Origin of the sequence: Mesorhizobium sp. B2-9-1 (assembly GCF_006439455.1) — a bacterium.
Taxonomy (GTDB): Bacteria; Pseudomonadota; Alphaproteobacteria; order Rhizobiales; family Rhizobiaceae; genus Mesorhizobium.
On record NZ_VFTP01000004.1, the window covers coordinates 320,962 to 345,302 of the forward strand.

At 62.1% G+C, this 24,341-nt stretch carries 25 protein-coding genes and 1 pseudogene; 13 read left to right on the forward strand and 13 right to left on the reverse strand.

Going from position 1 to position 24,341, the window contains the following annotated elements:
* Positions 1 to 140: 140 nt before the first annotated feature.
* From FJW05_RS27910 to FJW05_RS27415, 4 genes are all read right to left on the reverse strand, one after another.
* Positions 141 to 272, reverse strand: coding sequence for a hypothetical protein (locus tag FJW05_RS27910; protein WP_281405771.1), 132 nt, complete (start codon positions 270 to 272; stop codon positions 141 to 143).
* Between the two features lie 78 nt (positions 273 to 350).
* Positions 351 to 575: a DUF768 domain-containing protein gene (locus FJW05_RS11695; RefSeq protein ID WP_140631862.1), complete on the reverse strand. Its 225-nt coding sequence runs from the start codon at positions 573 to 575 to the stop codon at positions 351 to 353.
* A complete protein-coding gene (locus tag FJW05_RS27720; protein ID WP_246673363.1) occupies positions 572 to 886 on the reverse strand; it encodes a hypothetical protein in 315 nt (104 codons plus the stop codon). Before FJW05_RS27720 ends, FJW05_RS11695 begins: the two co-directional genes overlap by 4 nt.
* A gap of 371 nt (positions 887 to 1,257) precedes the next feature.
* On the reverse strand, positions 1,258 to 1,665 hold the full coding sequence (locus tag FJW05_RS27415; RefSeq protein ID WP_181164912.1) for a hypothetical protein: 408 nt from the start codon (positions 1,663 to 1,665) through the stop codon (positions 1,258 to 1,260).
* Between FJW05_RS27415 and FJW05_RS11710 the strand changes: the two genes are divergently transcribed.
* The 3 genes from FJW05_RS11710 (at position 1,664) to FJW05_RS11725 (ending at position 8,393) form a co-directional block, all read left to right on the forward strand.
* On the forward strand, positions 1,664 to 1,852 hold the full coding sequence (locus FJW05_RS11710; protein WP_140631864.1) for a hypothetical protein: 189 nt from the start codon (positions 1,664 to 1,666) through the stop codon (positions 1,850 to 1,852). The two genes, FJW05_RS27415 and FJW05_RS11710, sit on opposite strands and share 2 nt — an antisense overlap.
* Before the next feature lie 360 nt (positions 1,853 to 2,212).
* On the forward strand, positions 2,213 to 6,511 hold the full coding sequence (locus tag FJW05_RS11720; protein WP_140631867.1) for a hypothetical protein: 4,299 nt from the start codon (positions 2,213 to 2,215) through the stop codon (positions 6,509 to 6,511).
* Positions 6,495 to 8,393: a hypothetical protein gene (locus FJW05_RS11725; RefSeq protein ID WP_140631870.1), complete on the forward strand. Its 1,899-nt coding sequence runs from the start codon at positions 6,495 to 6,497 to the stop codon at positions 8,391 to 8,393. Before FJW05_RS11720 ends, FJW05_RS11725 begins: the two co-directional genes overlap by 17 nt.
* A 225-nt stretch (positions 8,394 to 8,618) precedes the next feature.
* On the opposite strand, the gene FJW05_RS11730 is transcribed toward FJW05_RS11725, so the two are convergent.
* Together FJW05_RS11730 and FJW05_RS11735 are read right to left on the reverse strand one after the other, a co-directional pair.
* Complete coding sequence (locus FJW05_RS11730; protein WP_140631872.1) at positions 8,619 to 9,041, reverse strand: DOPA 4,5-dioxygenase family protein; 423 nt, start codon at positions 9,039 to 9,041, stop codon at positions 8,619 to 8,621.
* A gap of 594 nt (positions 9,042 to 9,635) precedes the next feature.
* The gene (locus FJW05_RS11735) at positions 9,636 to 11,771 is read right to left on the reverse strand and encodes an ABC transporter ATP-binding protein/permease (RefSeq protein WP_140631874.1); all 2,136 of its coding nucleotides are present in this window, start codon (positions 11,769 to 11,771) and stop codon (positions 9,636 to 9,638) included.
* A 253-nt stretch (positions 11,772 to 12,024) separates the two neighbouring features.
* On the opposite strand from FJW05_RS11735, the gene FJW05_RS11740 reads away from it, so the two are divergent.
* From FJW05_RS11740 to FJW05_RS11755, 4 genes are all read left to right on the forward strand, one after another.
* Positions 12,025 to 13,173: an amidohydrolase gene (locus FJW05_RS11740; RefSeq protein ID WP_140631877.1), complete on the forward strand. Its 1,149-nt coding sequence runs from the start codon at positions 12,025 to 12,027 to the stop codon at positions 13,171 to 13,173.
* Positions 13,174 to 13,214: 41 nt separating this feature from the next.
* Entirely contained in the window at positions 13,215 to 13,772 is a 558-nt protein-coding gene (locus tag FJW05_RS11745) for a DNA-3-methyladenine glycosylase (RefSeq protein ID WP_140631880.1), read from the forward strand.
* 85 nt (positions 13,773 to 13,857) lie between these two features.
* Entirely contained in the window at positions 13,858 to 14,157 is a 300-nt protein-coding gene (locus tag FJW05_RS11750; protein WP_181164913.1) for a DUF2934 domain-containing protein, read from the forward strand.
* A gap of 7 nt (positions 14,158 to 14,164) precedes the next feature.
* A complete protein-coding gene (locus tag FJW05_RS11755) occupies positions 14,165 to 14,344 on the forward strand; it encodes a hypothetical protein (protein ID WP_140631886.1) in 180 nt (59 codons plus the stop codon).
* 55 nt (positions 14,345 to 14,399) lie between these two features.
* On the opposite strand, the gene FJW05_RS11760 is transcribed toward FJW05_RS11755, so the two are convergent.
* Positions 14,400 to 14,714 carry an EthD family reductase gene (locus FJW05_RS11760; RefSeq protein ID WP_140541711.1) on the reverse strand — a complete coding sequence of 105 codons (315 nt, stop codon included), beginning with the start codon at positions 14,712 to 14,714 and terminating at the stop codon, positions 14,400 to 14,402.
* 199 nt (positions 14,715 to 14,913) lie between these two features.
* Between FJW05_RS11760 and FJW05_RS11765 the strand changes: the two genes are divergently transcribed.
* On the forward strand, positions 14,914 to 15,273 hold the full coding sequence (locus tag FJW05_RS11765) for a hypothetical protein (protein WP_140631889.1): 360 nt from the start codon (positions 14,914 to 14,916) through the stop codon (positions 15,271 to 15,273).
* A gap of 21 nt (positions 15,274 to 15,294) precedes the next feature.
* On the opposite strand, the gene FJW05_RS11770 is transcribed toward FJW05_RS11765, so the two are convergent.
* Positions 15,295 to 15,906, reverse strand: a complete 612-nt coding sequence (locus tag FJW05_RS11770; RefSeq protein WP_140631892.1) for a dihydrofolate reductase family protein — start codon at positions 15,904 to 15,906, stop codon at positions 15,295 to 15,297.
* Position 15,907: 1 nt separating this feature from the next.
* Positions 15,908 to 16,438 carry a cupin gene (locus FJW05_RS11775; protein WP_140631894.1) on the reverse strand — a complete coding sequence of 177 codons (531 nt, stop codon included), beginning with the start codon at positions 16,436 to 16,438 and terminating at the stop codon, positions 15,908 to 15,910.
* Between the two features lie 80 nt (positions 16,439 to 16,518).
* Between FJW05_RS11775 and FJW05_RS11780 the strand changes: the two genes are divergently transcribed.
* The gene (locus FJW05_RS11780; protein ID WP_140631897.1) at positions 16,519 to 17,058 is read left to right on the forward strand and encodes a hypothetical protein; all 540 of its coding nucleotides are present in this window, start codon (positions 16,519 to 16,521) and stop codon (positions 17,056 to 17,058) included.
* Between the two features lie 138 nt (positions 17,059 to 17,196).
* Here FJW05_RS11780 and FJW05_RS11785 read toward each other — a convergent pair whose 3' ends face one another.
* From FJW05_RS11785 to FJW05_RS11795, 4 genes and pseudogenes are all read right to left on the reverse strand, one after another.
* Positions 17,197 to 18,213 carry a zinc-dependent alcohol dehydrogenase family protein gene (locus FJW05_RS11785; protein WP_140631899.1) on the reverse strand — a complete coding sequence of 339 codons (1,017 nt, stop codon included), beginning with the start codon at positions 18,211 to 18,213 and terminating at the stop codon, positions 17,197 to 17,199.
* A gap of 27 nt (positions 18,214 to 18,240) precedes the next feature.
* Positions 18,241 to 18,636, reverse strand: coding sequence for a cupin domain-containing protein (locus FJW05_RS11790; protein ID WP_140631902.1), 396 nt, complete (start codon positions 18,634 to 18,636; stop codon positions 18,241 to 18,243).
* 19 nt (positions 18,637 to 18,655) lie between these two features.
* Positions 18,656 to 19,086: pseudogene (locus tag FJW05_RS27420) on the reverse strand (cyclophilin-like fold protein).
* Positions 19,087 to 19,115: 29 nt separating this feature from the next.
* Positions 19,116 to 20,315, reverse strand: coding sequence for an MFS transporter (locus tag FJW05_RS11795; RefSeq protein WP_140632075.1), 1,200 nt, complete (start codon positions 20,313 to 20,315; stop codon positions 19,116 to 19,118).
* A gap of 177 nt (positions 20,316 to 20,492) precedes the next feature.
* Between FJW05_RS11795 and FJW05_RS11800 the strand changes: the two genes are divergently transcribed.
* The 4 genes from FJW05_RS11800 (at position 20,493) to FJW05_RS11815 (ending at position 24,302) form a co-directional block, all read left to right on the forward strand.
* A complete protein-coding gene (locus FJW05_RS11800; protein WP_140631905.1) occupies positions 20,493 to 21,386 on the forward strand; it encodes a LysR family transcriptional regulator in 894 nt (297 codons plus the stop codon).
* 126 nt (positions 21,387 to 21,512) lie between these two features.
* Positions 21,513 to 22,091 (forward strand): TetR/AcrR family transcriptional regulator, encoded by a 579-nt coding sequence (locus tag FJW05_RS11805; RefSeq protein ID WP_140631908.1) that lies wholly within the window; start codon positions 21,513 to 21,515, stop codon positions 22,089 to 22,091.
* A gap of 38 nt (positions 22,092 to 22,129) precedes the next feature.
* The gene (fabF, locus tag FJW05_RS11810) at positions 22,130 to 23,425 is read left to right on the forward strand and encodes a beta-ketoacyl-ACP synthase II (RefSeq protein WP_140631911.1); all 1,296 of its coding nucleotides are present in this window, start codon (positions 22,130 to 22,132) and stop codon (positions 23,423 to 23,425) included.
* A 61-nt stretch (positions 23,426 to 23,486) separates the two neighbouring features.
* A complete protein-coding gene (locus FJW05_RS11815) occupies positions 23,487 to 24,302 on the forward strand; it encodes an oxidoreductase (RefSeq protein WP_140631914.1) in 816 nt (271 codons plus the stop codon).
* The last annotated feature ends 39 nt before the right edge of the window (positions 24,303 to 24,341 follow it).

Sequence of the window (24,341 nt, forward strand, 5' to 3'; positions counted from 1 at the left end):
GTTCGGATGGCTATAATTTAGCGTAAGCTGATATAACAATGTCAGCCGGCGCCCTGCGTCTAGTCCGTTCCCCCGCCGGTCAGGCCCGGCTCGTGGGCACCCCCCGCTTTCGAGCTGGGCCGCTCATGATTATCGGGCGGCTATCGGTTTGGCCGGTCTTCGCGCACAACGTTGTAGAGAAGAAGCCCCGCAGTCAAAGACACAATGGCGCCGACCATGTCGTGGCCGGTCAGGCCCGAATAATACACAAAAGCAAATGCCAACTCGGCCATGATTCCACCTGAGTGTGTGATCCTTGCTGAGAGAACTTTTAGGGTACGCTAATGTTCCCATAGACGGCCATCCGATCGTTACGGTTTGCCGCTGTGCTCGGAGCCGACTATCGCCTCCAGGATCGCCTCGTATGCGCTTCCGACTTCCTCTTCAATCTCCTCCTCGGCGATACCTGCCGCCCTGGCATCGGCGAACAGCTTGGTCGTCAGCTCGGCAACCGAGACGACGTCCGCGCCCACATTGCCGCGCATCACATTATCGATGATCCATCTGCCAAAGAACTCCGCGCCACGCTTGCTCATTTGCCCTGCTCTTTCAAAAAATGAGCTTCGCGAAGGAGCGACCCCCAGTCGGTTCCGATTGTCTCGATCAGCTCGCCGGCCTGCTCCTGGGTGATGCCGGTTTCCCTTGCCAGGCGTCCTGCAAGCAGTTCGAAGACAGCCTGGTCGCTCTCCCCCAAACTGCCTTCGCGATGCTGCAACGCCTCGAAGATCACCTCGAAAACGCTGTCGATTTCCTCGTTGATCTCGCTGGCCGCGATGCCTTCGCGCTCGGCCGCCTTGATCATTTCGTCGGCCAGGTCGGCAACTGCGACGGGGTCATCCGTCATCACGTTTGGCAGATGCTCCGCGATCCATCGGTCGAAGAAGTCGAGACCTCGCCTGCTCATGTGGCCATAAGCGCGCGGCCAACATTAGGTTCCGCTGATGAGGCCCTCTCTCCGACTGAGGTCCCATTCGCCAGCGCATTGGTCCGTCGCGTGAAACATAAGCCCTGCGATCTCATTAGGGCTGCGCTGACGAGCAATCAGTCCCTTCATCGTCAGTTGGCTGGATCGCCCGCCACCTGCCCCAGGTGGTGGGCATCCGCAGAAAGAACAGGGGCTCGGGACAGAGGTGGACAATGTCGATTTCCGAGGAGTTGCGGGACGTGAGTCTTCGCTATGAATGCCCGAATTGCCGCCGGCCGATCATCAGAAACGGTTCATGGTTCAAGTCGGTGAGCACCTTCCGGTGCGATGCCTGCAAGACCAAGCTCAGGCTTGGCTATTCGGCCAAGCTGGCGCTTTTCGAACGCCACGGCAAGGCGGCGTTTTCGGGGGTGTGACCTATGCGGATGAGTGCCCGCGAACCTTTTGCCGAGCAGCAGCTTCCTTTCCGAGAGCGGTGGGAGATGCCCCCGACGGCCGTAAACGACAACCGCGCGCTCCATCACCGCGATCTTTCCGATCTCGTCCCGGCCGATGACGGTCTTGCAAAGGTCGCCGCGAAAGCGGAGCGGATGGGCATTGCGGCGGCCGTGGCGATCGGCCTTTTCATCGGGCCGGTCGTGTTCACGTGCCTGATGCTGAGCGTGTGGAACGCGGCGTTGGAGAATAACGGAGGCAAGCATGATCGAGACTTCCAGGATCCTGGAAACCAAGGTGGCGGGCTTGCAAGACAGGCTGCGGGAAGCCAAGCTCAGCATGGATGACATGCTTGCCTTTCAAAAGGTCGCGGACGTGCTGGACAATGGCCATGGCGGCATCGACGTCGACGACCTGATCGCGCTTTCGTTTGTGGTCGAGGAGGAGGGTTGAGGGGTTAGGGGCCGGCGCGACCTGGTCGAAGTCACCCGCTGGGGCTCGCTTGGCGCCGGCGCCGCCGGCGAGGCCAAACGCGACATTGAGGCCAAGGAAATCAGGGAACTGTTCCGCAAACTGGCGGCATCCCGGGATTGAGCCGTGGATCGACCGCGGGGATCGCGGTGGCGATCGACGGGACGATTTATAGGGATACGTGGGGGAAGGAGCTGCCGGAGGGGACGGAGATATTTCTGCTGCCGCGGCTGGTGAGGAGATAAGCTGGGGACGCAGACCCCTTCGCACTTGGCAATCTCGCATAGGTAGTATTGCATCCGACGCTTATCCACGAAATTTCCCCTATTAGGCGCGCGCCGGATGGCAGGGTATAAATCGACCCAGATAAGTAAGCCGGCGAACGAAGTCGAATTCGAGGAAAATTGCGTCGTACTTTTCAAAGCGATACTTAAAGACCCAAACGTTGAACGCCTTGGTACGCGAGGGCAAATCCAGGACGGGGTTGATATTGTCGGGCATCGAGATTGCGACCCTAAAAAAATTGTTGGAATCCAATGTAAATTAAAATCGGGAAACGCAAAACTAACCAAAAAAGAAGTTACCGACGAGATAAAAGTTGCGTTAGAATACGACCCGCCTTTGAGCGAATACTTTATTGTCTCTACGTCAAAAAACGATACACGGTTAACTCAATTAGCTCAACACATAATGCAGGAACAAGCAGCCTCCGGCCGGGTTGTTCAAATCGAGATTTGGGGTTGGGATACTCTACAGGAGAATATTAGACAGCACGAAGCGGCGCAGTCTGCTTTCGACCCCGGATTTAGCCCCAGCATTGAATCGCAAAATCGCAAACTAGATATTCTGATAGCGGGCCAAGAAAACCAAGCTTCGCATGAGCAGGTGGCAGCGCTCGCCAAGAGCATCGATAGGCTAGGCGCCGACACCCAAGCGCGGCTCCCAGCCAAATATGCCGATCGCGAATTGAAAGAAGGCCTGTCTAAGATACTTCAGCTACGGGGTTTCCAGATAGCGAACGTAGCAGGCGCGCTCGCTGACCTCGCAGACAGGGTTATAAGTGGAGACCTGTCGCTCGGCGCAAACACGATTCGGGCGGAGGTCTGCGATCGTGCTGCGCGTGCCAATGCTACGGCGGACAGGCTTGTTGATGCGAAACGGTACCGGAGCTTTGCAGCGGAGCTTGACCCTACCCGCGACTTGTTCATCACCGACGCATTATTGAAGGGTGCCGAAGGCGATCCATCAGCGACGTTGCGCGAATTGAAGCTGCGAAGCGATCCTGAAGCGCGCTCGACTTTGTTGACGGCTATCGTTCAGCAGCTCGGAGCTGCGTCGGCCCTTCAATGGGTGCGTTTAGAGCGTATTGGGCCAGCAGATTTGACCGCCGCCGGCGCCGTAAGCTTAGTAGTCACAGAAATAGATGAAAGCGATTTCGAGGCTGCGTTCGACCACGTTGCTGAAGTGCCCGAGGCATATTTTCACGAGTGCCCGGTGCTTCACTTGTTACGTGCCCAACTCACACTTGCATCCATCCTGCCGGCTGATCAGAAGGGAGCTCTCTTCCAGGGGCTGCCCTTAGACCCCAAAAGCCTCCAACTCGCGAGCGGACCCAAAGGTGAGGACAGGATAAAGGAGGCAGACGCCGACATTCGAAGCCTGCTCGCCCAAACGGACGAACTTGGCCTTGAGGAACTGGGAAACCTTCTTCGAGAATTCGATCTCTGGCTTCGACTCGAAGGAAGCCAAACACGGGGTGAGGCCCTGAAACAACTCTCGGCTGAAATCTCTGATCCCAACAAAACTTTGCACCGGGTACGCCTGGCGCTCGCCTATGATGTTTCCTTTAATCAAGATGCCCTCAATCGCCACTTACTAGCGCGTAAAGAGCTTGGCGGCTGGACCGCAGACGAACGGTTTGCGGCCTTCCTGATGGCCTACCACAGCCATGACCCTCGTAAGATTCGTGAGTTTTTTGAGAAACATCACGACGATCTTTTTGCACAGACCGATTTGGTAAGGAGCGCGCTCGCCGCAATCGAGATCGAGATTTTTGCCCGCACAGGCTCTCTGGACGATGCCCGCCGCCTAATCGCATTGCATCGAGGACCACATCTAAACGGCGATCAGGCACGCGATCTTGAGGAACTTGTTGATCACATAGAGAAGGGGGACGAGGTTGAGAGCTTGCGACATCGCTATGCTGAATCGAAATCTCTGCCCAACTTGCGATTTTTGCTAGCAGCTATCCGAGTCCGGGGCGAGGCCAAGCTATTGGCTGAATACGCGCCGATTCTAGCGAAAGAAACTAAGTCGCAGGAGGATTTCGACCTCGCAATCAAATCTCTTTTCAGGAGCGAACGATATGCTGAAGTGGTCGCGATTGCCGAAGAGTTGCCAGACCTTTTTGCTCTGGACGACGAGTACGCTGCAATCAAGGGCTGGTCGCTCTTCCAGCTAGGGTCGATTGTCGAGGCTCGGACGATTGCACGCGAGCTTCTGACAAGACGGAAGGTCGCAGGCGATCGAGAACTCGCGATCAACACCGCTATCGAGACCGGCGATTGGGGCAACTTACAGGCTATCCTAGCACAGGAAGCTTCTCGCGCGGATGCGCTTCCGACACATGACCTTCTCCGCCTTGCTCGCTTAGCTTTGGAGGCTGGCAGCCCCTACGTCGACCATTTTCGTGATGAAGCGCTTCGCAAGGCTCCCGATGATCCCCAGGTCAACCTCGCAGCGTACCTGCTGGCAACGGGACGCGGCGAAGAATACAAAGGATCGAAACCCCGAGAATGGTTTCAGAAGGCCGTTGATCATTCCGGTAGCGAAGGTCCGGTGCAGCGTATGTCGATCAAGGAGGTGATCGATAGAGCGCCGGGTTGGGAGGAGCACACCGAAAAAATCGATCAATTGGTGCGGCATGCAGAAATACCACTGTTTATTGCCGCAAAGGGTGTTCGCCGCCAGTTACTCGACCTGACCCTAGGGCAGGCTCTTCGTAACTCTGATCCATACGATTTGCGTATCAACTATCCGGTCTTTGCCTTCTCAGGCTCGCGCCCTCGCTACGATCTCACACAGGCAAAGACTGTGGCCTTTGACATCACCGCATTGATAACACTCGACTATCTCGGGTTGGCAGAGGAGGCGCTGGCATTCGTACACCGGCCTACCATAGCGCCCAAAACGCTGAGCATGCTGTTCATAGATAGGCAGTTTCTCAAAGTCCAACAGCCGTCGGAAATGGCGAAAGCGCGGCGGATTCAAGCTCTTATCGCATCGGGACGCGTGACGGTTGTTGCCGATAGCAACGGGGATCGTGCGGCCGCAAAGGAGATCGGTCGCGACCTTGCCGCGCTGCTCTCTGTGGCGCAACGTGATGGGGGTTTGGTCGTCAGAAGTGCACCCGTCGCGAAACTTGGCACGTTTCTTGAGGATACGGCTGACATGACTTCCCACCGCAGCGTCCTGACAGATACGTTATCGGTTCTTTCCTTCTTGTCTGGCTCCGGCAACCTAGACGCGGAAACGAAGAGAGCTGCGGAGGCCTACCTCACCCACGTAGATGTTGGTTGGGAGACTCCACAAACAATCACTCCCCAATCGACGCTTTATCTAGATGACTTGGCCGTTGTGTACCTCGATTATGTAGGGTTGCTAGATGTTTTGACCCGATCAGTTAAGGCGGTGTTTGTTCATGTCGACTTGGACACGAGAACAAGGGAAACTCTACAGCATGGCAAGCACGTAGATGACTTGCTTAGCGCTATCGAAAGGATTCGGGCAAATGTCAGCACAAGCGTGGAAGCAGGGCGGCTCACCTTCTCGGCTCGGCACAGAATCGACAACGGGAATGATGAAGAGCACGAAAGGGACGAGACCTTCGACTCCTCACCAACTTTGGACCTCGTGGCCGACCTTTCACAAACCGAGGTTGTGCTTTCTGATGATCGGTGTCTCAACAAACGTCCGGCTTGGGTAGACAGTTCCAAACGCAGTGCATACTCGGCCTCAACGCTCGACATTCTCGCAGCTTTGAAGGACAGCGGCCGAATTGACGCTCAAGTTTACTGGCGCAGCCGCCATAGACTGAGGGAAGCTGGGTACTATGCCGTTCCATTTGAAGCGGACGAGCTGCTGCATCACCTTGCCGCCGCTCCTGCAGTCGTTGATGGGAAGATACCTGAAACGCCCGAGCTAAAGGCGCTGTCGAAAAGTCTGACGCTGCCCCAAATAAACAGTGCTTTTGTCCCTGAGGAGGTCCTGTGGCTTATCAGTGCCCGGTTCGCAGCCTGCTCCGCCATCAGGGAGATTTGGAGTAAAGCGGATGACATTGACCAGGCGGAAGCGTGTGCCAACTGGCTCATCTCATTCTTGCCCGATCCTTTGGAATGGTGCGTGGAACCTGGGAATGAGCTGGCCTGGGCCGCTTCCCGGCAACAGCTCGCAGTCCAATCCGGGCTCATGATGATTTTCGTCTCTGGGACACGCCAGAGACGGCGCCGATATTTCGAATGGCTCGACAAAGCACTCATTGAGCCGTTGCGACACAATCATCCTGAAATCTGGGATGAAGTCCTCGATTTCCTGAAGGCGCACGTTGTTAGGTTAGCAGAGGTCGATGAAGATGAGCCGTGACGCGATTGACCTGCGATTTGCGCTTCTGGTCAACCCTCTCCCATCAGAAGTGCGCAGCAAGCTTCTGTTGGATGAAGGTTTTTGCGCGAATTTTGGAATCGAGCCCCAATTCTGGTTCCCACTTAACGATGTTAGCTCGGTAACTTCCGACAGCTTGCACCAAGCACTGCGAGGGGCCATTGCGGGCAAAAAATCGGCTTTCCTGAAAACTCAGAGCGGCCCGGATATCCGCGCGGAGTTGGGTATGGGCGACGAAGGACAAGCCACACTTGTGATAGATCAGAAAGGATTCGCTTTTTCCGACGCCGATCTTCTGAGCGACGAACGCGACACCCGCATCAAAGCGCTGACGCGTGTCTTCGCAGCAAAGCCTCTTCGGGGCGACGAAGAGGAGAAGTGGCTGGCGATTGCGGGCGAAAGAGCGCTCACCGACCGCGAATACGTGACACTTAAGACGGCATTAGCCGCTACCCCTGAGGCGATCAAGACGCAGTTGCGGGCCGCGCAGGAGTTGGATGTCGATTCCCTCATGCCAGATGAACCGGACTACTTCGGGCGACTTATCGCGCCGCTTAGCGACTCAAGGGACCTGGAAACATTCAACAGGTCTGAACTCGCCACAGCGCGTAAGAGCCTAGTAGAACGGCAGCCTAAACGAGCATTGCGGCGAATAGCATTTGCCGCGCTATGGCAACCACTAATTCCTTTTGAGATCTTGGCCTCGATTGGCTCCTCAGATATCTCGTCACTGCTTGAGGCAGATGATCCGTTCAGCCTCTTGTGCGGCTTCGAGTTGTGTAGGCAGCTGCTCCAGTCGGACTCAGCATTCGTCGAGCTTGGCACCTCGTTCTTAAACAAGCTGCTGGTCGATCCCATTGCAACCACCGACCGTTGCAACATCTTCTGCGCAATGACACTAGTTAGCACCATCAATTTACGACGGGTTGCGAGGGCGTCGAATGCTCCCGTTTTTTGGGTTCGATTGGCAGCGCTTGCCCACGCGGGAGTGTTGACGAATGCGCTGTACGATTTACCCAGCTCCGAAGATTTCTTGAAGTGGGCAACGGAGAAATTCTCTTCGACCTATTTGTGGCACGGAGTGATTGATCGACGAGATGCACCGCGATGGAGGCCAGAATGGATCAGTCCCGACCACCTCTTTGCGGAGCTTGTTGGCCGTGCGCTAGGAGCACTTGCAACGATCCCCGCTACCGAACGCCCACCTACGTGGGTTGCTGCGATTGAGGCTGCAGTGGCGCGCCTTGAGGAGTCCAAAAAAGTCATTGCAGCGTACTTCCCTGGACCTTTTGACGATTTCAGAGAGTATCCGTTGGTTTCATCCCAGATGGATGTCTTCAATGACGTTGAGTCCAATCTGGAGGCAGCATGGGCGTTGGATGAGGTCCCTGGAGTAGTCGCGCTCGCGAATACGGCTCAGCCATCACAGCGCTTCATTGCGAATGTCCTGCGCATTCTCAACCAGCCTGTTGACGAACCGATCGCTAAAGTGGATGAGCTTTCCTTCCTGGTACTTGGCGCGCATGTCTCTGCTATTTCGCGCAGCGAGCCGATTGCGGAGGCTGTCATCAACCGGTGTATCTTCTTGGCGAGAAATAGCGAGCCAGCAACAGCGTCATCGGACCTGTTCATGATAATGGCAGAGGCTTGCGCGGCCCACGCTGACCCGCAAAAGCACCGTGAGCTACTCGGCGCGACGGCCACAAAACTGTGCTTTGCGATCAATGATAGCCAAGCCCTATCCGGCATCGGTAGCATACTTGACGTACTCGGACGCCGAGACGAACGGCTAATTCCAGCTCTTTCTAGGGCACGGGCAATCATTCGTGCCAAGCTGGCTGTTGACCCTCGGAAATTGAGTTGAGGCTGCAGTGCCGGGACTGCCCATCGCACGGTAGGGCCGATCGCACCGCGCTGATGCTTGGCGCGCCGGGCAGCATTATGTCTACCGCAGCCATTCCTGCACTCATGCCCCGAGCATGGCTTTGCTGGGCGACGCGTGCTGATCCGGGGCGCTGCAGCTTTTCGGCGTCGCTGCCAAGTTCGGCGCGAGCACAAATCGTTTACCAGGTAACGAGAGCCCCGCCCCTCACGCCCCCAGCGTCGGCTCGGTATTCACCTCCAGCGCCTCTTCCGCCTCATCCTCCTCCCCCAGCACTTCGCCATGCACGCCGAGCGCGCGGCCGATCCAGATCGGGTCGATCAGGTGGTCGCGCTTGGGGTTGGTGGTGTTGGGGTGGATGAGGATGCTCAGGCCGCCGTGATTCAGCATCAGCCAGGGAACCAGCGTGGCGAAGATTTCGGTGGCGAAGGAGACCTGGTACATGGCCTGCTCATGCGGGCCGACCGGCTCGTCGCGCCAGTTGCCGAGCCGCACGCGAAAACGCTCACCGATGCGCTGGCGCAGCCATTCGGCGTGCCGGCGCTGCGCCTCATCGCCGTAATAGATGTGGGCGTGATAGCTGGCGATTTCCGAAAGCGGTCTCGGATCGTGCGGCGTGGCTTCGTTCATCGCGATGCTCCCCTCCCCGATGGTTCCAGTCTGTCGTGCGGAACTCTAGGCGGTTCTTCGGTTCCTGGAAACGGCGAGCAGCTCTACAGACTGTTCAGTGTGGGCGCGTTTGGCCGTAATCGCAGCCGCGCGGACTTCTCCGTCTCGGCTTCGCCGAGCCACCTCTCCCCGCCTTCGCCTACGGCATGCACACATTTCCAAGCGGCCGGCCTTTGGCGATAGCGTGCTTGGCAGCTTGGCGCATGCATTGTCTTGTGTAGCGCTGGTCGACCCCCACTCCGTCTCGGCTTCGCCGAGCTCCCCCGATCGACGGGGTAGAGGAAGGCGCCAAGCTTTTTGCCGTCAACGCCCGTCCAGCAACGCTCCCTTCCTTTCCCTCCGGAGGGGGGAAAGGTGGCGCTGCGAAGCAGCGACGGATTGGGGGAACCACGTGGCAATCAAGCCTCAGGCCGATCAGTCGCGCAGTCACAGACGATATGTGCATAGCGTAGCCACCTTCGCGGGGCGAGGAACCCAGGCTGCGAAGGCCGCTCGCTTGGCGATTGGCGGAGCGGGGGAGCGCCGCCGGCGATTACGCACGACGTCAGAGTGCCCCTATCCCTTATCGCCGCCGCTGCCCCACAGCGCGCGCTGCAGCAGGCCCGGCGCGCGCTTCTTCGGCGCGAGCTCGACATCGCTCACCAGCCGCGCCCCGCCCTCACGCCGCTCCAGCGTGATCTTTCGCGTGTGGAAGGCTTCCAGCTCGGCGCGGTGCGCGACGCTGATGATGGTGACCTGGGGCAGCACCTTGATCACCGTCTGCATCATCTTGTCCTGGCTCTTCTCGTCCAGTGCCGAGGTCGCCTCGTCGAGCACCACGATGTCCGGCGCGTGCAGCAAGAGGCGAGCAAAGGCGAGACGCTGCTTCTCGCCGCCCGACAGCGTCTGGTCCCAGGGCGCCTCCTCCTCCAGCCGGCTCTTCAGATAGTTCAGGCCCACCTTGTCGAGGGCCGCATTGATCTCTTTCGTCTTCCAGTTCTCGGCGGCGGCGGGATAGGCGGTGGCGCGGCGCAGCGTGCCGGACGGGATGTAGGGGCGCTGCGGCAGCATGAAGAGGCGCTTGCCCGGGTGGAAATCGACGCTGCCGCTGCCCCAGGGCCAAAGGCCGGCGATGGCGCGCACCAGCGTCGACTTGCCCGAACCGGATTCGCCCGAGACCAGCACGCGCTCGCCAGGCTCGATCTCCACCTCGGTTTCCTTGACCACGGCGGTGCCGTCGTCGAGCGTCACGGAAACATTGTTGAGGCTGAGCATCGCGCCGTCTGCGGTCTCGCCGCGCTGGATGCGGCCGAGCTTGTCGTTCTCCTCGGCGCGCTCCAGCCCGTCCAGCGACATCATCAGCGAGGCGATGCGGTGAGCCGAGGCGTTCCAGTCGGCCAGGCGCGGATAATTGTCGACCAGCCAGCCGAAGGCGCCCTGCACGATGGCGAAGGCGGAGGCCGCCTGCATCACCTGGCCCAGCGTCATCGAGCCATCGAGGAATTTCGGCGCGCATAGAAGCACCGGCACCACCGGCGCGAACAGGCTGGAGCCTTGCGAGACCAGTGCCGTGCGCATGTGCTGCCCGGTCAGCCGCGCCCAGCGGCCGAGCACGCCGGCGAAGGTGCGGTCGATGCCGGCGTTCTCCTCCTCCTCGCCGCCCAGCAGTGCGATGCTTTCGCCATTCTCGCGCACGCGCGTCAGCACGTAGCGGAACTCGGCCTCGGCCTGGTTCTTGTCCTCGGAAAGCTGGACGAAGCGGCGGCCGATGGCGAACATCGAGGTCGAGGTGATCGCCGCGTAGATGACCGCGGTGACGACGAGGAAGCCGGGCACGGTGATGGTGGAACCGCCCAGCGAAAAGCTCAGCGCGCCGCCGATCGTCCATAGCACGACGATGAAGGTCGAGGCCGACAGGAAGGCGTTGAGGACGCCGGCGATGAAGTCGACCGGCGATTCCGTGGCGATGCGCAAATCCTCGGTCAGGCGGGCCTCCGGGTTGGCATGGTCGCCCTTGACGAGGTTTAGCTGGTAGTAGCGGCCGCTGGCCAGCCAGCGCTGGATGACCGCCGTGGTCAGCCAGGAGCGCCAGCGGCGCTGCATGGTCATGCGCAGGTAAACTTGCGCGACCACCAGGCTGATGCTGCCGGCGACCAGCGGCAGGAAGACGGCGCTCAACCAGTAGACGGTGTGCGCGTCGCGCAGCTCGATGGCGTCGAAGATCGCGCGGTTCCAGCGGTTGATGCCGTATTGAAAGCCGACATTGACGCAGATCAGCGTGAGCAGCCCGATCGTCAGCGGCCAGGCAAGCCTGTCGCCGCGCAAACCCCAATAGCCGCGCCCGCTGATCCAGAAGCGCCGCAGCAGATATTTCTTGCGCGCCCGCACGGCCTCCTCGGGGGAAAGCTCGGGATCCGGCTCGATCGCCTCGGGCGGCGGCGACCCGGCATGGCCGATGGCTTCCGGCGCGGCGTCGGCGGATGCCTTTTCTTCGGCCTCGCCGGCCTGCGGCTTGCGTTGCTGCGCCTTGTCGTCTTTCAGCCGGTCCTCCTGCGGTGCGTCTTCCCGCGCCATCTCCGCGCGCGGCTTCGGGGCACCGCGCGGTTCCGACTGGCGCGGCTTGTCCTGGCGCGGCGGCGCCGAACGCGGCTTGCTTGCACCGCGCTGCGTGGCGCTGTCGGCCGGTTTCGGTTTGTGCTTGGCCGGGGACATCGCGCCACAACGGCCCAAAAATCAAAAGGTTTCACGCTGCCCGGCAATCGGCTAAGGCGGCGCTGCCCCCTCTCAGCCTCGGCTCCGCCGAACCACCTCTCGGGGGCAAGGAAACCTGCAGTCTTGTCGGCCGCGCCCGAGACATAGGCTCGGGAATTCGTCGATGGACCATTTGAATTGATCGGCATGGCACGGCGCGAGAAAAACCCTATCGTGTTTGGTGTGACCCGCAAGCCGATCGGAGCGCCAACCCATGACCCTGACCAATCGAGACATCGTCGAGCTGACCGAATGGCGGCGCAAGCTGCACCGGCAGCCGGAAATTTCGAATGAGGAGGAAAGGACCGCGAAAGAGGTGGTGAATTTCCTCGCCGACACAGCTCCCGACAAGGTGCTGACCGGGCTCGGCGGCCACGGCGTGGCGGCGGTCTATGACAGCGGACAGGCCGGCCCGACGGTGCTGTTCCGCTCGGAGCTGGACGCGCTGCCGATCACGGAACTTTCGGGCGTCGCCCATGCCTCGCAGGTGCCGGGCAAGTCGCATATGTGCGGCCATGACGGGCACACCGCGATCATGGCCGCGCTCGGTCGCCAGTTCGGACGCGAAAGGCCGGCGCGCGGCCGCGTCGTCTTGATGTTCCAGCCGGCCGAGGAAACCGGCAACGGCGCGGCCGGGGTCGTCGCCGATCCACGCTTTGGCGAGATCCAGCCTGATTTTGCGTTTTCGCTGCACAATCTGCCGGGCGTGCCGTTCGGCGAGGTGCGGGTGAAGGCCGGCACCGTCAACTGCGCCTCGCGCGGCATGCGCATCGTGCTCGAGGGCAAGACGGCGCATTCCTCGATGCCCGAGACCGGCGCCTCGCCGATGCCGGCGATGAGCGAGCTGATGCCGGCGCTGCCCGCGCTCGGGCGCGGGACCTTCACCGACGAGGATTTCGGCATGGTGACCGTCACCCATTGCGCGATGGGCGAAGCCGTGTTCGGCATCGCGCCAGGCTATGCCGAAGTGTGGGCGACGCTTCGCACCCGCCGCGACGAGCGCATGGCCGAGCAGGTCGCCGCGGCGGAGGCGCTCGCGGCAAAAATCGCGGCCAGGCACGGCCTTGCCGTGCGCTTCGACTATCACGAGATCTTCCTCGCCAGCGTCAATGCGCCGGACGCGGTGGAGCACCTCAACCGCGCGCTCGACGAGGAAGGCGTTGCGCGCAGCGAAGCGGCGCTGCCGATGCGCGCCTCGGAGGATTTCGGCATTTTCGGCCACAAGGCGAGGTCGGCGATGTTCTTCCTCGGCGCCGGCGAAAGGCACCCTTCCCTGCACAACCCCGACTATGATTTCCCGGATGATCTTATCCCGATCGGTTCGCGGATCTTCATGCGCGCGGCGCGCAATCTTTTGGGCTGAGCGGACGCCGACGATGACCTGTCCGAACGACGCCGATCGCCATGCCGCTTAGTGTCGGGCCCGATTTCTTCGCCCGCGACGCGGTTATCGTCGCACGCGCGCTGATCGGCGCCAGGCTTGGGCTCGCCGGTATCGGCGGCATCATCGTCGAGACCGAGGCTTACCGGCCCGACGACCCCGCATCGCACAGCTTTCGCGGCCGCACGCCACGCAATGGTCCGATGTATGGCGCGCCTGGCGACGCCTATGTCTATCGTTCCTACGGGCTGCATTGGTGCCTGAACGCGGTGTGCCTGCCGGGCAGCGCCGTGCTGATCCGCGCCATCCAGCCGCAATCCGGCATCGCCGCGATGCGCGAGCGGCGCGGAACGGATGACGACCGGCTGCTCTGCTCCGGTCCCGGCAAGCTCTGCCAGGCGCTGGGCATCGACGGTTCGCATAACCGGCTCTCGTTTGCCGCGCCGCCGTTTGAGTTCGCCCGTTCCGAGGCCGACCCGGCCGCGATCCTCGCCGGTCGCCGGATCGGCCTCACCAAGGGCGTGGAAGCCGAGTGGCGCTTTGGCCTCGGCGGATCGGCCTATCTCAGCCGCAGGTTCTGAGCCGCAACCTTGTCCATTCCCTGTCCTCGTCACGGATCATTCGGGGCCAGCGCGCGTTTGAAGACAGATGACGGAGGATCGGACAATGGCGACCGACAAATACGAACGCATCAAGCGCCGCGCCTATGAGATCTGGCAACGCAGCGGCGAAGCAAATGGCCAGGACGAGGAGCACTGGCGTCAGGCTTGCGAGGAAATCGAGCGCGAGGACAACGGCTTGGGCGAACAGCCGGGTGCTGCGATGCCCGGCGCGGTCACGATACCGGCCGGCCAGCCGGACCGGTCGGCGGCCGAGGCGCTGGCGCGCAAGGCCCTGGCAAATCGTCCGGACAGGCCGGCCGTCGACGATCCGGCGCCGAAGAAGCGCAGCCGGCGCAAAGGCTGACCTTGCCATGGTCAAAAATGTCGAACAGGCATTGGACGACGCGTTGCTGGCCATGCGCATGCTGCGCAAGTCGATCGTCGATCACGGCCATCTGGAGGCGATGGCCGATCTGGATGCCGTGATGGAAACCGCGATTGCCGCGGCCGAGCAAAAACGCATCGACATCGAGCGGGCAAAGTCGACATGAGCAGCAATGCGGCCGCGGTTGTCGGCGGGCCGATCATCCTATCTCGGCCGCGGGCTCAAACTTCCCTGCTGTCGAAGAGGAACATCTGGACGCCCGATTCATCGGGCGCGTAAAGCCGGCGGTCCGCCCCGGCCGCCTTTCCCTGCGGGCTTGCGAACGCCTTTTTCATCGCTTCGAGATCGTCAAAATAAAGCGTCCCGATCAGGTAGACATCGGATGGTCCGGCCACCACGGTGATCGGCCCCTGGCTGACCTCGTATTTCCTCAGACCCGGGATCTTCTTGGCCAGCGGTATGTGCGTCTCGAAATAATGCTTGTCGAACGCCTTGGCATCAGCCGGCTGCTTGTAGATGACGACCATTCCAGCCATTGCGGTTCTCCTTTTTCGTTGGGACGGAACCAAGGACGAAATGGTGGGGGCAAACGGAACGGAACGTTGAAAAAATCTCGAGAGCGCCGAAGGTCGACAATGGCGGCTGTCCCGCCTACCCGTTCTTTTCGCCGCTGTCTCGCTTGTGCGAAGGAGCGTTCTGTGTTCTCTCCGCCTTAAATTAGCAGGGACTCAAACGATGAGAATTGCGGTGCTTGTTGCGCTCTGCGCGGCAGCGGCGGGATGCGTGTCCTCTGCCGCCGATAATGGCGCTTCGCTGTTGCAGCAGGATCCGAAATGGGCATCGCCGGAATGCCAGCAGGCCCGCGCCGCGGCATCGGACTACGCCCAGCGCGAGAAGGACCATCCCGGCTGGGGGTTCGGTGTGCTGCTTGGCCCTTACAGCATGGGGATGGTGGCGGCGGTCAAGGAGCATGAGCACCAGCAGCGACGGCTTCTTGCCCGCCAGATGCACCTGCAATGCTCGAGCCAGCCGCTGCCGAAGGAGCTCGATTTCGATCCGGCAAGCTACGCGCCGAAGAAAACGCACTATCCATAGAGGAAGGACCTCGGGTTCCGGTTACTCTGGCAGCTCCGCCGCAGCCTTGCCGTCGAATGCGTAAGTGAGGATCGCCACGCCCGTCGCGGTCGCGATCTGGCCGGACAGCTTCAGCATCGAGGGCGCCTGCCCCGGCTCGAAAAGGCGCGAGCCTGCGCCCAGCACCAGAGGGTGGACCATCAGCACCATCTCATCGACAAGCCCGTGCCGCATCAGCGCGCGCAGCAGCTTGCCGCTGCCGAACACAATCAGCGCCTTGTCGTGACCTTGCTTGAGCGCGCGCACCGTCTCCCCGGCATCGCCGGCAAGCAGCGCCGAATTCTCCCAGCGCGGCTCATAGCCGGCGTCATGCGAGGCGACGAACTTCCGCGCGCCGGTCAGCGCCCTGGTCATCGGACTGGCCGGTTGACGAACAGCCCAGGCTTCGTGAAGATCCTCATAGGTCGTGCGGCCGGCGAGCAACGACCAGCCGCCGGCCATGGCGCGGCCAATGACTTCCTGCATCTTCGGGTCGCTGCCTGGATTGCCCCAACCGCCGTGCGCAAAACCATTGCGAGTGTCCTCGTCGGCGCGCCCCGGCGCCTGGAAGACGCCGTCCAGCGTCACATGCTCGATGGCGACGATGCTTGCCATTTCAGCCTTCGCTCCATGCCTTGAGCAACGGCCCTTCGCCGCCGAAGAGCGGATCCTTGTCGGGCCGGCCGACCTTCGGGACGGTGCGCAGCGCCTCGGCGTGCTGCTCCGGGCTCCGGCACAAATCATAGGTGCCGAAGGGCGGATAGGCGCCGACCACCAGAAGATCGGCCGAGCCGGACAGGCGCTGATGGCCGGTGCCGGCCGGCAGCACCGCCACGTCGCCCGCCTTCACCTCCAGCACCTTGCCCTTGTCGCCGCCGAAGCGGACCTCGGCGACGCCGCGCGCGATGCCCAGCACCTCGTGAATGCGCGAGTGATAGTGGACGAAGCTGTAGATGCCATTGCGCCAGCTGTCGCCCCACCCATTGGCGCCGAAAATATCCTCGAGGACAGCAGCCGGATCGCCCTCGTCCGGCAGTTGCACGGCACCGGGATAGACGAGCATGGGCCAGCGCGGATGGTTGGGCACCAGCCCGTCATCGGCGAAGCGGAAGGCGAGCGGTTCCTGTTTGTCGACGGGTTGTGCCATCCTTGCGGTTTCCTGCATGGTCTTAATCGGACCTAACGGTTTCCCGCGGATTTTGCTCCGGCCAGTCTGAGGAGGTCACAATGGCTGCATTTCGTCTTTCGGCAATCGGCCTTCTTGCATCGGCATTTGCCTTCACCGCCGTCGCCGCCGACAACGCCAAGGCGGCGCCTGCGACCGCAATCGCGGCGCCTGCGCAGGATCTCCGCAAGCTCTGCCGCCAGGTGAAAAACGACGACACGGTCCGCCCCTATTCGCACGCGCTTCACGCCGGCACCGTCAAGGCGTTCAACAAGCTGTTTCCGCAGGCCAAGAGCGCGCCGCAGGAATCGGAGCTTACGACGCAAGCCAATTATCGCTGCATGAACGGCAAGCTGCTGGCCTGCTTCGTCGGCGCCAACCTGCCCTGCGCGAAGATGAACGCCGCGCGCGACAATCCCGGCGCGGACGAGTTCTGCCGGACCAACCCGAATGACGACGTCGTGCCGGCCTTCGCGACGGGACACGACGCCGTCTATGCCTACAAATGCGTGGGTGGCAAAGCGGTGATCACCGGCCAGCCATGGGCGCTCGACAAGCGCGGCTTCGCCGAAAAATTGTGGGCGGTGGTTCCAGAGCGCTGAGACGGTTCAGCGCCCGATCGGCGCCTAGAGCCGGATGATTTCAGGTCGAGTCGACCTGAAATCTGAATCCGGCTCTAAATCAAAGAGATAGAGCATGATGTCGTCCGAAAACCGCTCCACACTTTTCGGCATCATGCTCTAGACCTCGAGCATGACCTTGATGGCGCGGCGCTCGTCCATGGCGCGGTAGCCTTCGGCCACCTCGGCCAGCGGCAGCTTGAGGTCGAAGACCTTGCCTAGCTTGATGCGGCCTTGCAGCACGCGCTCCATGAGGTCGGGCAAGAAGCGGCGTACCGGCGCGGGGCCGCCGAGCATGCGCTTCTGGCCGAAGAAGAGTTTCTGGCCATCGAAGCTTACGCCATGCGGCACGCCGACATAGCCGATCGTGCCGCCGGGCCGCGAGCAGGCCAGCGCCTGCTCGAAGGATTCCGCCGTCCCGACGCATTCCAGCACCGAATCCGCACCCACCCCCTTGGTGAGCTCCTTGATGCGTGCAACGCCTTCCTCGCCGCGTTCGGCCACAATGTCGGTCGCGCCGAACTCGTGCGCGAGTTTCTGGCGGCTCGGGTGGCGGCTCATGGCGATGATGCGCGCGGCGCCCATCTCCTTGGCCGCAAGCACGCCCATCAGGCCGACGGCGCCGTCGCCGACGACCACGACCGTCGAGCCTTCGCGAACCTCGGCGGCATCGGCGGCGTACCATCCGGTGCCGAGAACGTCCGAGACGGCCAAAAGGTCAGGAATAAGCTCGACCGGCGGAACCTCGGACGTCGCCACCAGCGTTCCATCGGCCAGCGGCACGCGGGCGTAAGGCGCCTGGGCGCCGCTCATGAACTCACGCTGCTCGCAGGACGACTGGAAGCCGAAGCGGCAATGCGGGCAGGTGTTGTCGGAGAGGCAGAAGGAGCCGACGACGAACTGTCCTGGGCGAACCGTACGGACTTCGCTGCCCACCTCAACCACTATGCCGCAATACTCATGACCCATGTGCTGCGGCCCGTCGACCGGCTGCAGCCCCCGATAGGGCCAGAGATCCGAGCCGCAGATGCAGCTCGCCGACAGCTTGATGATGGCGTCGGTCGGGCGCAGGATTTTCGGGTCGGCGACGTCCTCGCAGCGGATGTCGCCGGGCTTGTGAAGAATGGTTGCGAGCATTTTCTTGCTTTCCTTTCGTCGATCGGGTCAGGCGCCGTAATCGGCGTCGCTGACATGTTCCAGCCAATCCACGACCTTGCCGTCCTTGACCTCCTGGAGGGCAATGTGGGTCATGGCGGTTTCGGGGGATGCGCCGTGCCAGTGCTTCTCGCCGCGCGCGAACCAGATGACGTCGCCCGGTCGGACCTCCTCGATCGGACCGCCCTCGCGCTGCACGCGGCCGAGGCCGGAGACGACGATCAGCGTCTGCCCCAGTGGATGCGTGTGCCAGGCGGTGCGGGCGCCGGGCTCAAAAGTCACCTGCGCGCCCTGCACCCGGGCGGCATCGAAGGGATTGAAGAGCGGATCGATCCGCACCGCGCCGGTGAACCAGTCGGAGGGGCCCTTGCCGGAAGGCCGAGAGCCTGCGCGAAGAATGTTCATGGTGATCTCCTTTGCGTCGTCAGATGCGTTCTATGTGAAGCGGGAACTCGCCGCGCACATGCAGCGCCTGCTCGCCCTCGTCGAAGCGAGCCTGATCAGCCCGGGATGGCGATAATCGGCGTAAAACATCGCCAGATTGCCCCAGGGCATGAAGTAGCTGAGGTCGTAAGGCTGCTCGTTGCCGAACGGACCGCTGCCCTCCTCGGTCAGCTTGCGCGGCAGATAAGCGATCTTCTCGTTGTGGGCGTAGTCGCTGACGATGAGATGGAGCGGCAGCATGGAAAAGAAATCCCGCGCCGAAGGGTTGTCGTAGAGCGTGGCCGACATGGCGCGGCCGTCGAAGGCCATCCTGATCCGCATACCGGTCGGCTGCTGGTTGGCCGGGTCCCTGCCCTGTCGGCTGTTGGCCGCTCCCGGCGGGACAATGGTTGCAAGCGCGGCATAAAGCAGCGTTCGTCGGCTGATCGGTCGTCGCTTCGTCAATAGTGACCCCCGCTTTTCGTCGCCGCGATGGCCAACAGCGCCGAGCCGAGAAGAAGGAATGCGCCGAGCGCGAAGGGGCTCCACCAACCGGCGCTGTCGAACAGCAGTCCGCCGGCGAACGCGCCGAAGGTGATGGCGAACTGGATCAGCGCGACCTGCAGCCCTCCGCCCGCTTCGAGATCGTTGGGGATCATTTTGGCCATCCAGGTATTCCAGGCGACGGGGATCGGCGTGGTGAACAGGCCCCAGACGACCAGTAGGGACGCGGTCGCGATAGCGAACGGGCCGAGTGCGATCAACGAAAGCGCAATGATCGCCAGGACCGTCGGCAGGCCGATCAGCACCGCGCCGAGATGCGTGCGAAGAACGAAGCCGACGAGCGACGTGCCGACCAGGCCCGCAAGTCCCAGCCCGAGCAGGACCATCGACAACGTGTTAACGTCGAGGCCGGTGACGCCTTCGAGGAACGGGCGCAGATAGGTAGCAAGCGCAAACTGCCCCATGAAGGCGAGCGTGGTGGCGGCCATGCCTATGGCGAACACACGATTGCCGAGCAGGCCAAACATTTTGCCGACCGACGCCTGCTCATCGGCGGGCAACCTGGGCAGGATGGCAAGCTGCCAGACGATCGCGACGAGGCCGATCGGGACGACGACGAAGAAGGCGCCGCGCCAGCCGATCAGGCCGCCGAGAAAGCTTCCGAGCGGCGCAGCGATCACCGAGGCGAAGGCCGTTCCGCCCTGCAGCATGGCGATCGCCCTGGGCAGGTCGGCGCCAGGCACGATGCGCGCCAGGATGGCGGTCGATAGAGACCAGAAGCCGCCGATCGAAACGCCGATCAGAGCCCGGCCGAGCATGAGGACGAGATAGTTTGGTGCAAAGGTGACCGCCAGGCCGGATACCACGAGGACGGCCGTGTAGAGGATAATGACGGTCCGCCGGTCCAGCCGCGACAGCAGCGCATTGCCGAACAGGCTGGTGAGGATCGCGAAGAAGCCGGAGACGGAGATCGCCTGGCCGGCCTGCCCCGCGGAGATGGCGAGCTCATTGGCGATAGGGGTGAGCAGGCTGACCGGCATGAACTCCGCGGCCACCAGCACGAAGGTGAGCAGAGACAGACACGCCACCGCTCCCCAGGCGCTCGGCTCTTTCACCAGTTGGGCTTTCGCCAATTGGCTGTCGTAGGTCGTATCCATGTGCCGCGGCTCGTCGTCGAGCCCTCCAGTCATTTCGCTGGCGGCTATATAAATCACCGGCACTATCCGGATTAGCCGTTGCAATCTGCATGGACTTATCCATTGTTGATATGAATTGACGAATGGTGGCCTTGAACCGCCGCGGCTTGAGCGAGCGGCTGAGCCAGGATGGTGCCCATGCAGCGCGAGGATCTGAAGGATTTGCTGTGGTTCCTGACGGTGGCCAGGGAGCGCAGCTTCACCAGGGCGGCGGCCGAGCTAGGCACGTCGCAATCGACGCTCAGCCATACCATCAAGCAATTGGAGGCACGGCTCGGCGTTCGGTTGCTCACCCGCACGACCCGCAGCGTGGCGCCGACGGAAGCGGGCGAGCGGCTCTACCAGTCGCTCGTCCCGCGGTTCGAAGGCATCGAGGCCGATCTTTCGAGCCTGGTGGCTTTCCGCGACAGGCCCGCGGGCACGGTGCGCATCACGCTGTCCGACCATGCGCTGCGGATGATCGTCTGGCCGAGGCTGCAGCCGATGCTGCGCGACTATCCCGACATGCGCGTCGAGCTCTACAGCGACAACGGCATGCGCAACATCGTCGAGGAGCGCTTCGACGCCGGCGTGCGGCTCGGCGAGAGCGTCGACAAGGACATGATCGCGGTGCGCATCGGCCCCGACTGGCGGCTGGTAGCCGTCGCTTCGCCGGATTATTTTTCGCGCCGCCCCACCCCGAGGACACCGCAGGACCTGGTCACGCATGACTGTATCTGCCTGCGGCAGACGACGTTCGGCGGGCTCTATGCCTGGGAGTTCGAGAAAAAGGGCCGCGAGCTCAGGGTCCGGGTGGAGGGCCAACTTACCTTCAACACGACCATCCCCATGGTCGATGCCGCGCTGAACGGATACGGCATAGCCTATGTCCCGGAAGACCTCGTTAGCCAGCATGTAGCCGAGGGCCGGCTGAGACTCGTGCTCGACGATTGGAGCCTGCCCTTCCCGGGCTACCACCTCTACTACCCAAGCCGGCGCCAGCTCTCGCCGGCGATGGCGGTGATCGTCGCGGCGCTTCGGCATCGAGGCTGATCTAAGCCTGCCGCAGCCACATTCAGCCCGCAGCAAACCGCCACGTGGGGCGCCACCCATTGATAGATTGCGTTCGGCTTCTAACTGAAGTATAGATGTCGTACGTAATCTAAATGGAGATCGACGATGCGCGTGAGCCGCATTCAGGCTGAGCAGAACCGGCAAACCGTGATCGATGTCGCAAGCCGGCTTTTTCGGGAGCACGGCTTTGACGGTATCGGCCTTAAGGACCTGATGAAGGGCGCCGGGCTGACGCAAGGCGCTTTCTACAAGCAGTTCGCATCAAAGGAGGACCTTGCGGCGCAAGCTTCCAGGCGTGCGATGGAGAGCGCTGCCGACAGATGGACGGCGGCGACTGCGGCGAATCCCGGCGATCCGCTTGGGGCGGTGATCGAGTTCTACCTCAGCATGGGCCATCGCGAGGAAAGGATGGACGGCTGCCCGGTCGCGGCGCTCGGGTCGGATGCGGCCCGACAGGGGACCGAGGTGAAAGCGTCGTTCGAAGTCGGCATCAAAGCATACCTTGAAGTGCTCGGTAGGATGATTGCCAGGACTGAGATCGAGGAGACCGGTGAAAAAGCCATGGCCGTCCTCTCGACGATGGTCGGTGCGGTGGTTCTCTCGCGCATCGTCAATGATCCCGACCTCGCGCAGGCCTTTCTGGATGCAGCGGCCGAACAGGTTCGCGACACCGTCAGCGTCTGACCGGCGCGGGCTGGCCACTCAGATCGATAGGAGAATAGATGCGACGGATTGTTGTCACGGGCATGGGCGCGGTCACGCCCCTTGCCGCGAATACCGAGACGTCGTGGTCGCGTCTCCTGGCCGGCCGCTCAGGCATCCGAAGGCTTCCTGAGGACATGGTGGAAGCCCTGCCGACAAAGATCGGCGGAACGGTTCTTTCCCTGGAGGAGGATCCCGAAGCCGGCCTCGATGCGAATGCCTTCCTGGCGCCGAAGGATCAGCGCAAGATCGATCGCTTCATCCTTTTCGCGCTGGCGGCGGCGGAAGAGGCGCTTGCCCAGGCGGGGTGGCAGCCGGCCTCGGAAAAGGATCGGCTTCGCACCGCGACGATCATTGCTTCAGGTATCGGAGGGTTCCCCGCCATAACCGAGGCGGTGCGGACCGTCGACCAGCGCGGCGTTCGGCGTCTTTCGCCGTTCACGGTTCCGTCTTTCCTGGTGAACCTCGCCGCCGGCCACGTCACGATCCGTTACGGCTTCAAGGGCCACATCGGCGCGCCGGTAACGGCGTGCGCCGCCGGTATCCAGGCGATCGGCGATGCGGCGCGCATCATCCGCGCCGATGAAGCCGACATCGCCGTGTGCGGCGGCACGGAAGCCTGCATGAACGTCGTCAGCCTGGGCGGCTTCGCGGCGGCGCGCTCGCTTTCAACCTCCTTCAATCACCGTCCCGATCAGGCCTCGCGTCCGTTCGACATGACGCGGGATGGTTTCGTCATGGGCGAAGGCGCCGGCATCCTGGTCATCGAGGAATTGAGCCATGCGCTGGCGCGCGGCGCGAAACCGCTCGCCGAGGTCGTCGGCTACGGCACGACGGCGGATGCCCATCACGTCACGTCCGGTCCCGAGGATGGGGATGGCGCGCGCCGCGCCATGGAAATCGCGATCGCCCAGGCCTGCATTTCAGCGCGCGAGATCCGCCATCTCAATGCGCACGCGACCTCCACGCCGGTGGGCGATCTGGGAGAAATCGAAGCGATCAAAACCGTCTTCGGCACGGATTTCTCCATAGCCGTCAGCGGAACGAAGTCGGCGACCGGACACCTGCTCGGAGCCGCCGGCGGAATTGGCGCCATCTTCACCATCCTGGCGCTGAGGGACCAAATGGCGCCGCCGACCCTCAATTTGAGCGCCCCCGATCCGGCCGGCGACGGAATAGACTTCGTCGCAAACCGGGCCCGGCCGATGGAGATGGACTACGCGATCGCCAACGGCTTCGGCTTCGGCGGCGTCAACGCCAGCGCGCTGTTCCGGCGCTGGGACGGACATGGCGTGAACGGGTCGAGCCGCTCGTGATTGACGCTCTTTGCTCCAGCCTTTCCTGCTTTTCCAGTCCAACCCAAAGAAAGTGATCTCCATGAATAGGACCAATCCTGGCGTCGCCATCGTCACAGGGGCATCCAGCGGCATCGGGCACGCAACGGCCAAGGCCCTGCAGAGCGCCGGCTTTCGCGTGTTCGGAACGAGCCGTCGCGCGGTCTCCAAGAAAACCGACGGCATTACCATGCTGACCTGCGACGTGACCGATGACGCGTCCGTGGCGAAGCTGGTCGATGAGGTGCTGGCCGATGCCGGGCGCATTGACGTGCTGGTCAACAATGCCGGCATCGGCCTGCTCGGCGGCGCGGAGGAATCCTCGACTGCACAGGCCCAGGCTCTGTTCGACGTGAACGTCTTCGGTGTCATCCGGATGATCAACGCGGTGCTGCCGATCATGCGACGTCAAGGAAAAGGCAGGATCGTCAACTTGAGCTCAGTGCAGGGGTTCATCCCCGCCCCCTATTTCGCGCTTTATTCGTCGACCAAACATGCCGTTGAGGGCTATTCCGAATCGCTTGATCACGAAGTGCGGCCGTTCGGAATTCGCGTCGCATTGGTCGAGCCGGCCTATACCCGGACTTTGTTCGAAGACAATCTGGCCAGGCCGGACCAGGTGCTCGATGTCTATGACGCCGCGCGCGCCGGCATGACCACAGCCGTGCGGAAGGCAATGGAAAAAGGCGATACACCCGAAGTGGTGGCCAACACCGTTTTGGCGGCTGCGACCGATCCCGCTCCGAAGCGGCGCTATGCGGCGGGAAAGACAGCGCGCCAAGTCAGTTTCCTGCGCCGTTTCGTCCCCGCATCCGCATTCGACAAGAGCCTGCGAAAGCAGCTCGGGCTGCCGGCCTGACAACGGAGCCTTTCACCCCAGCCACCCTGCCTCCAGATC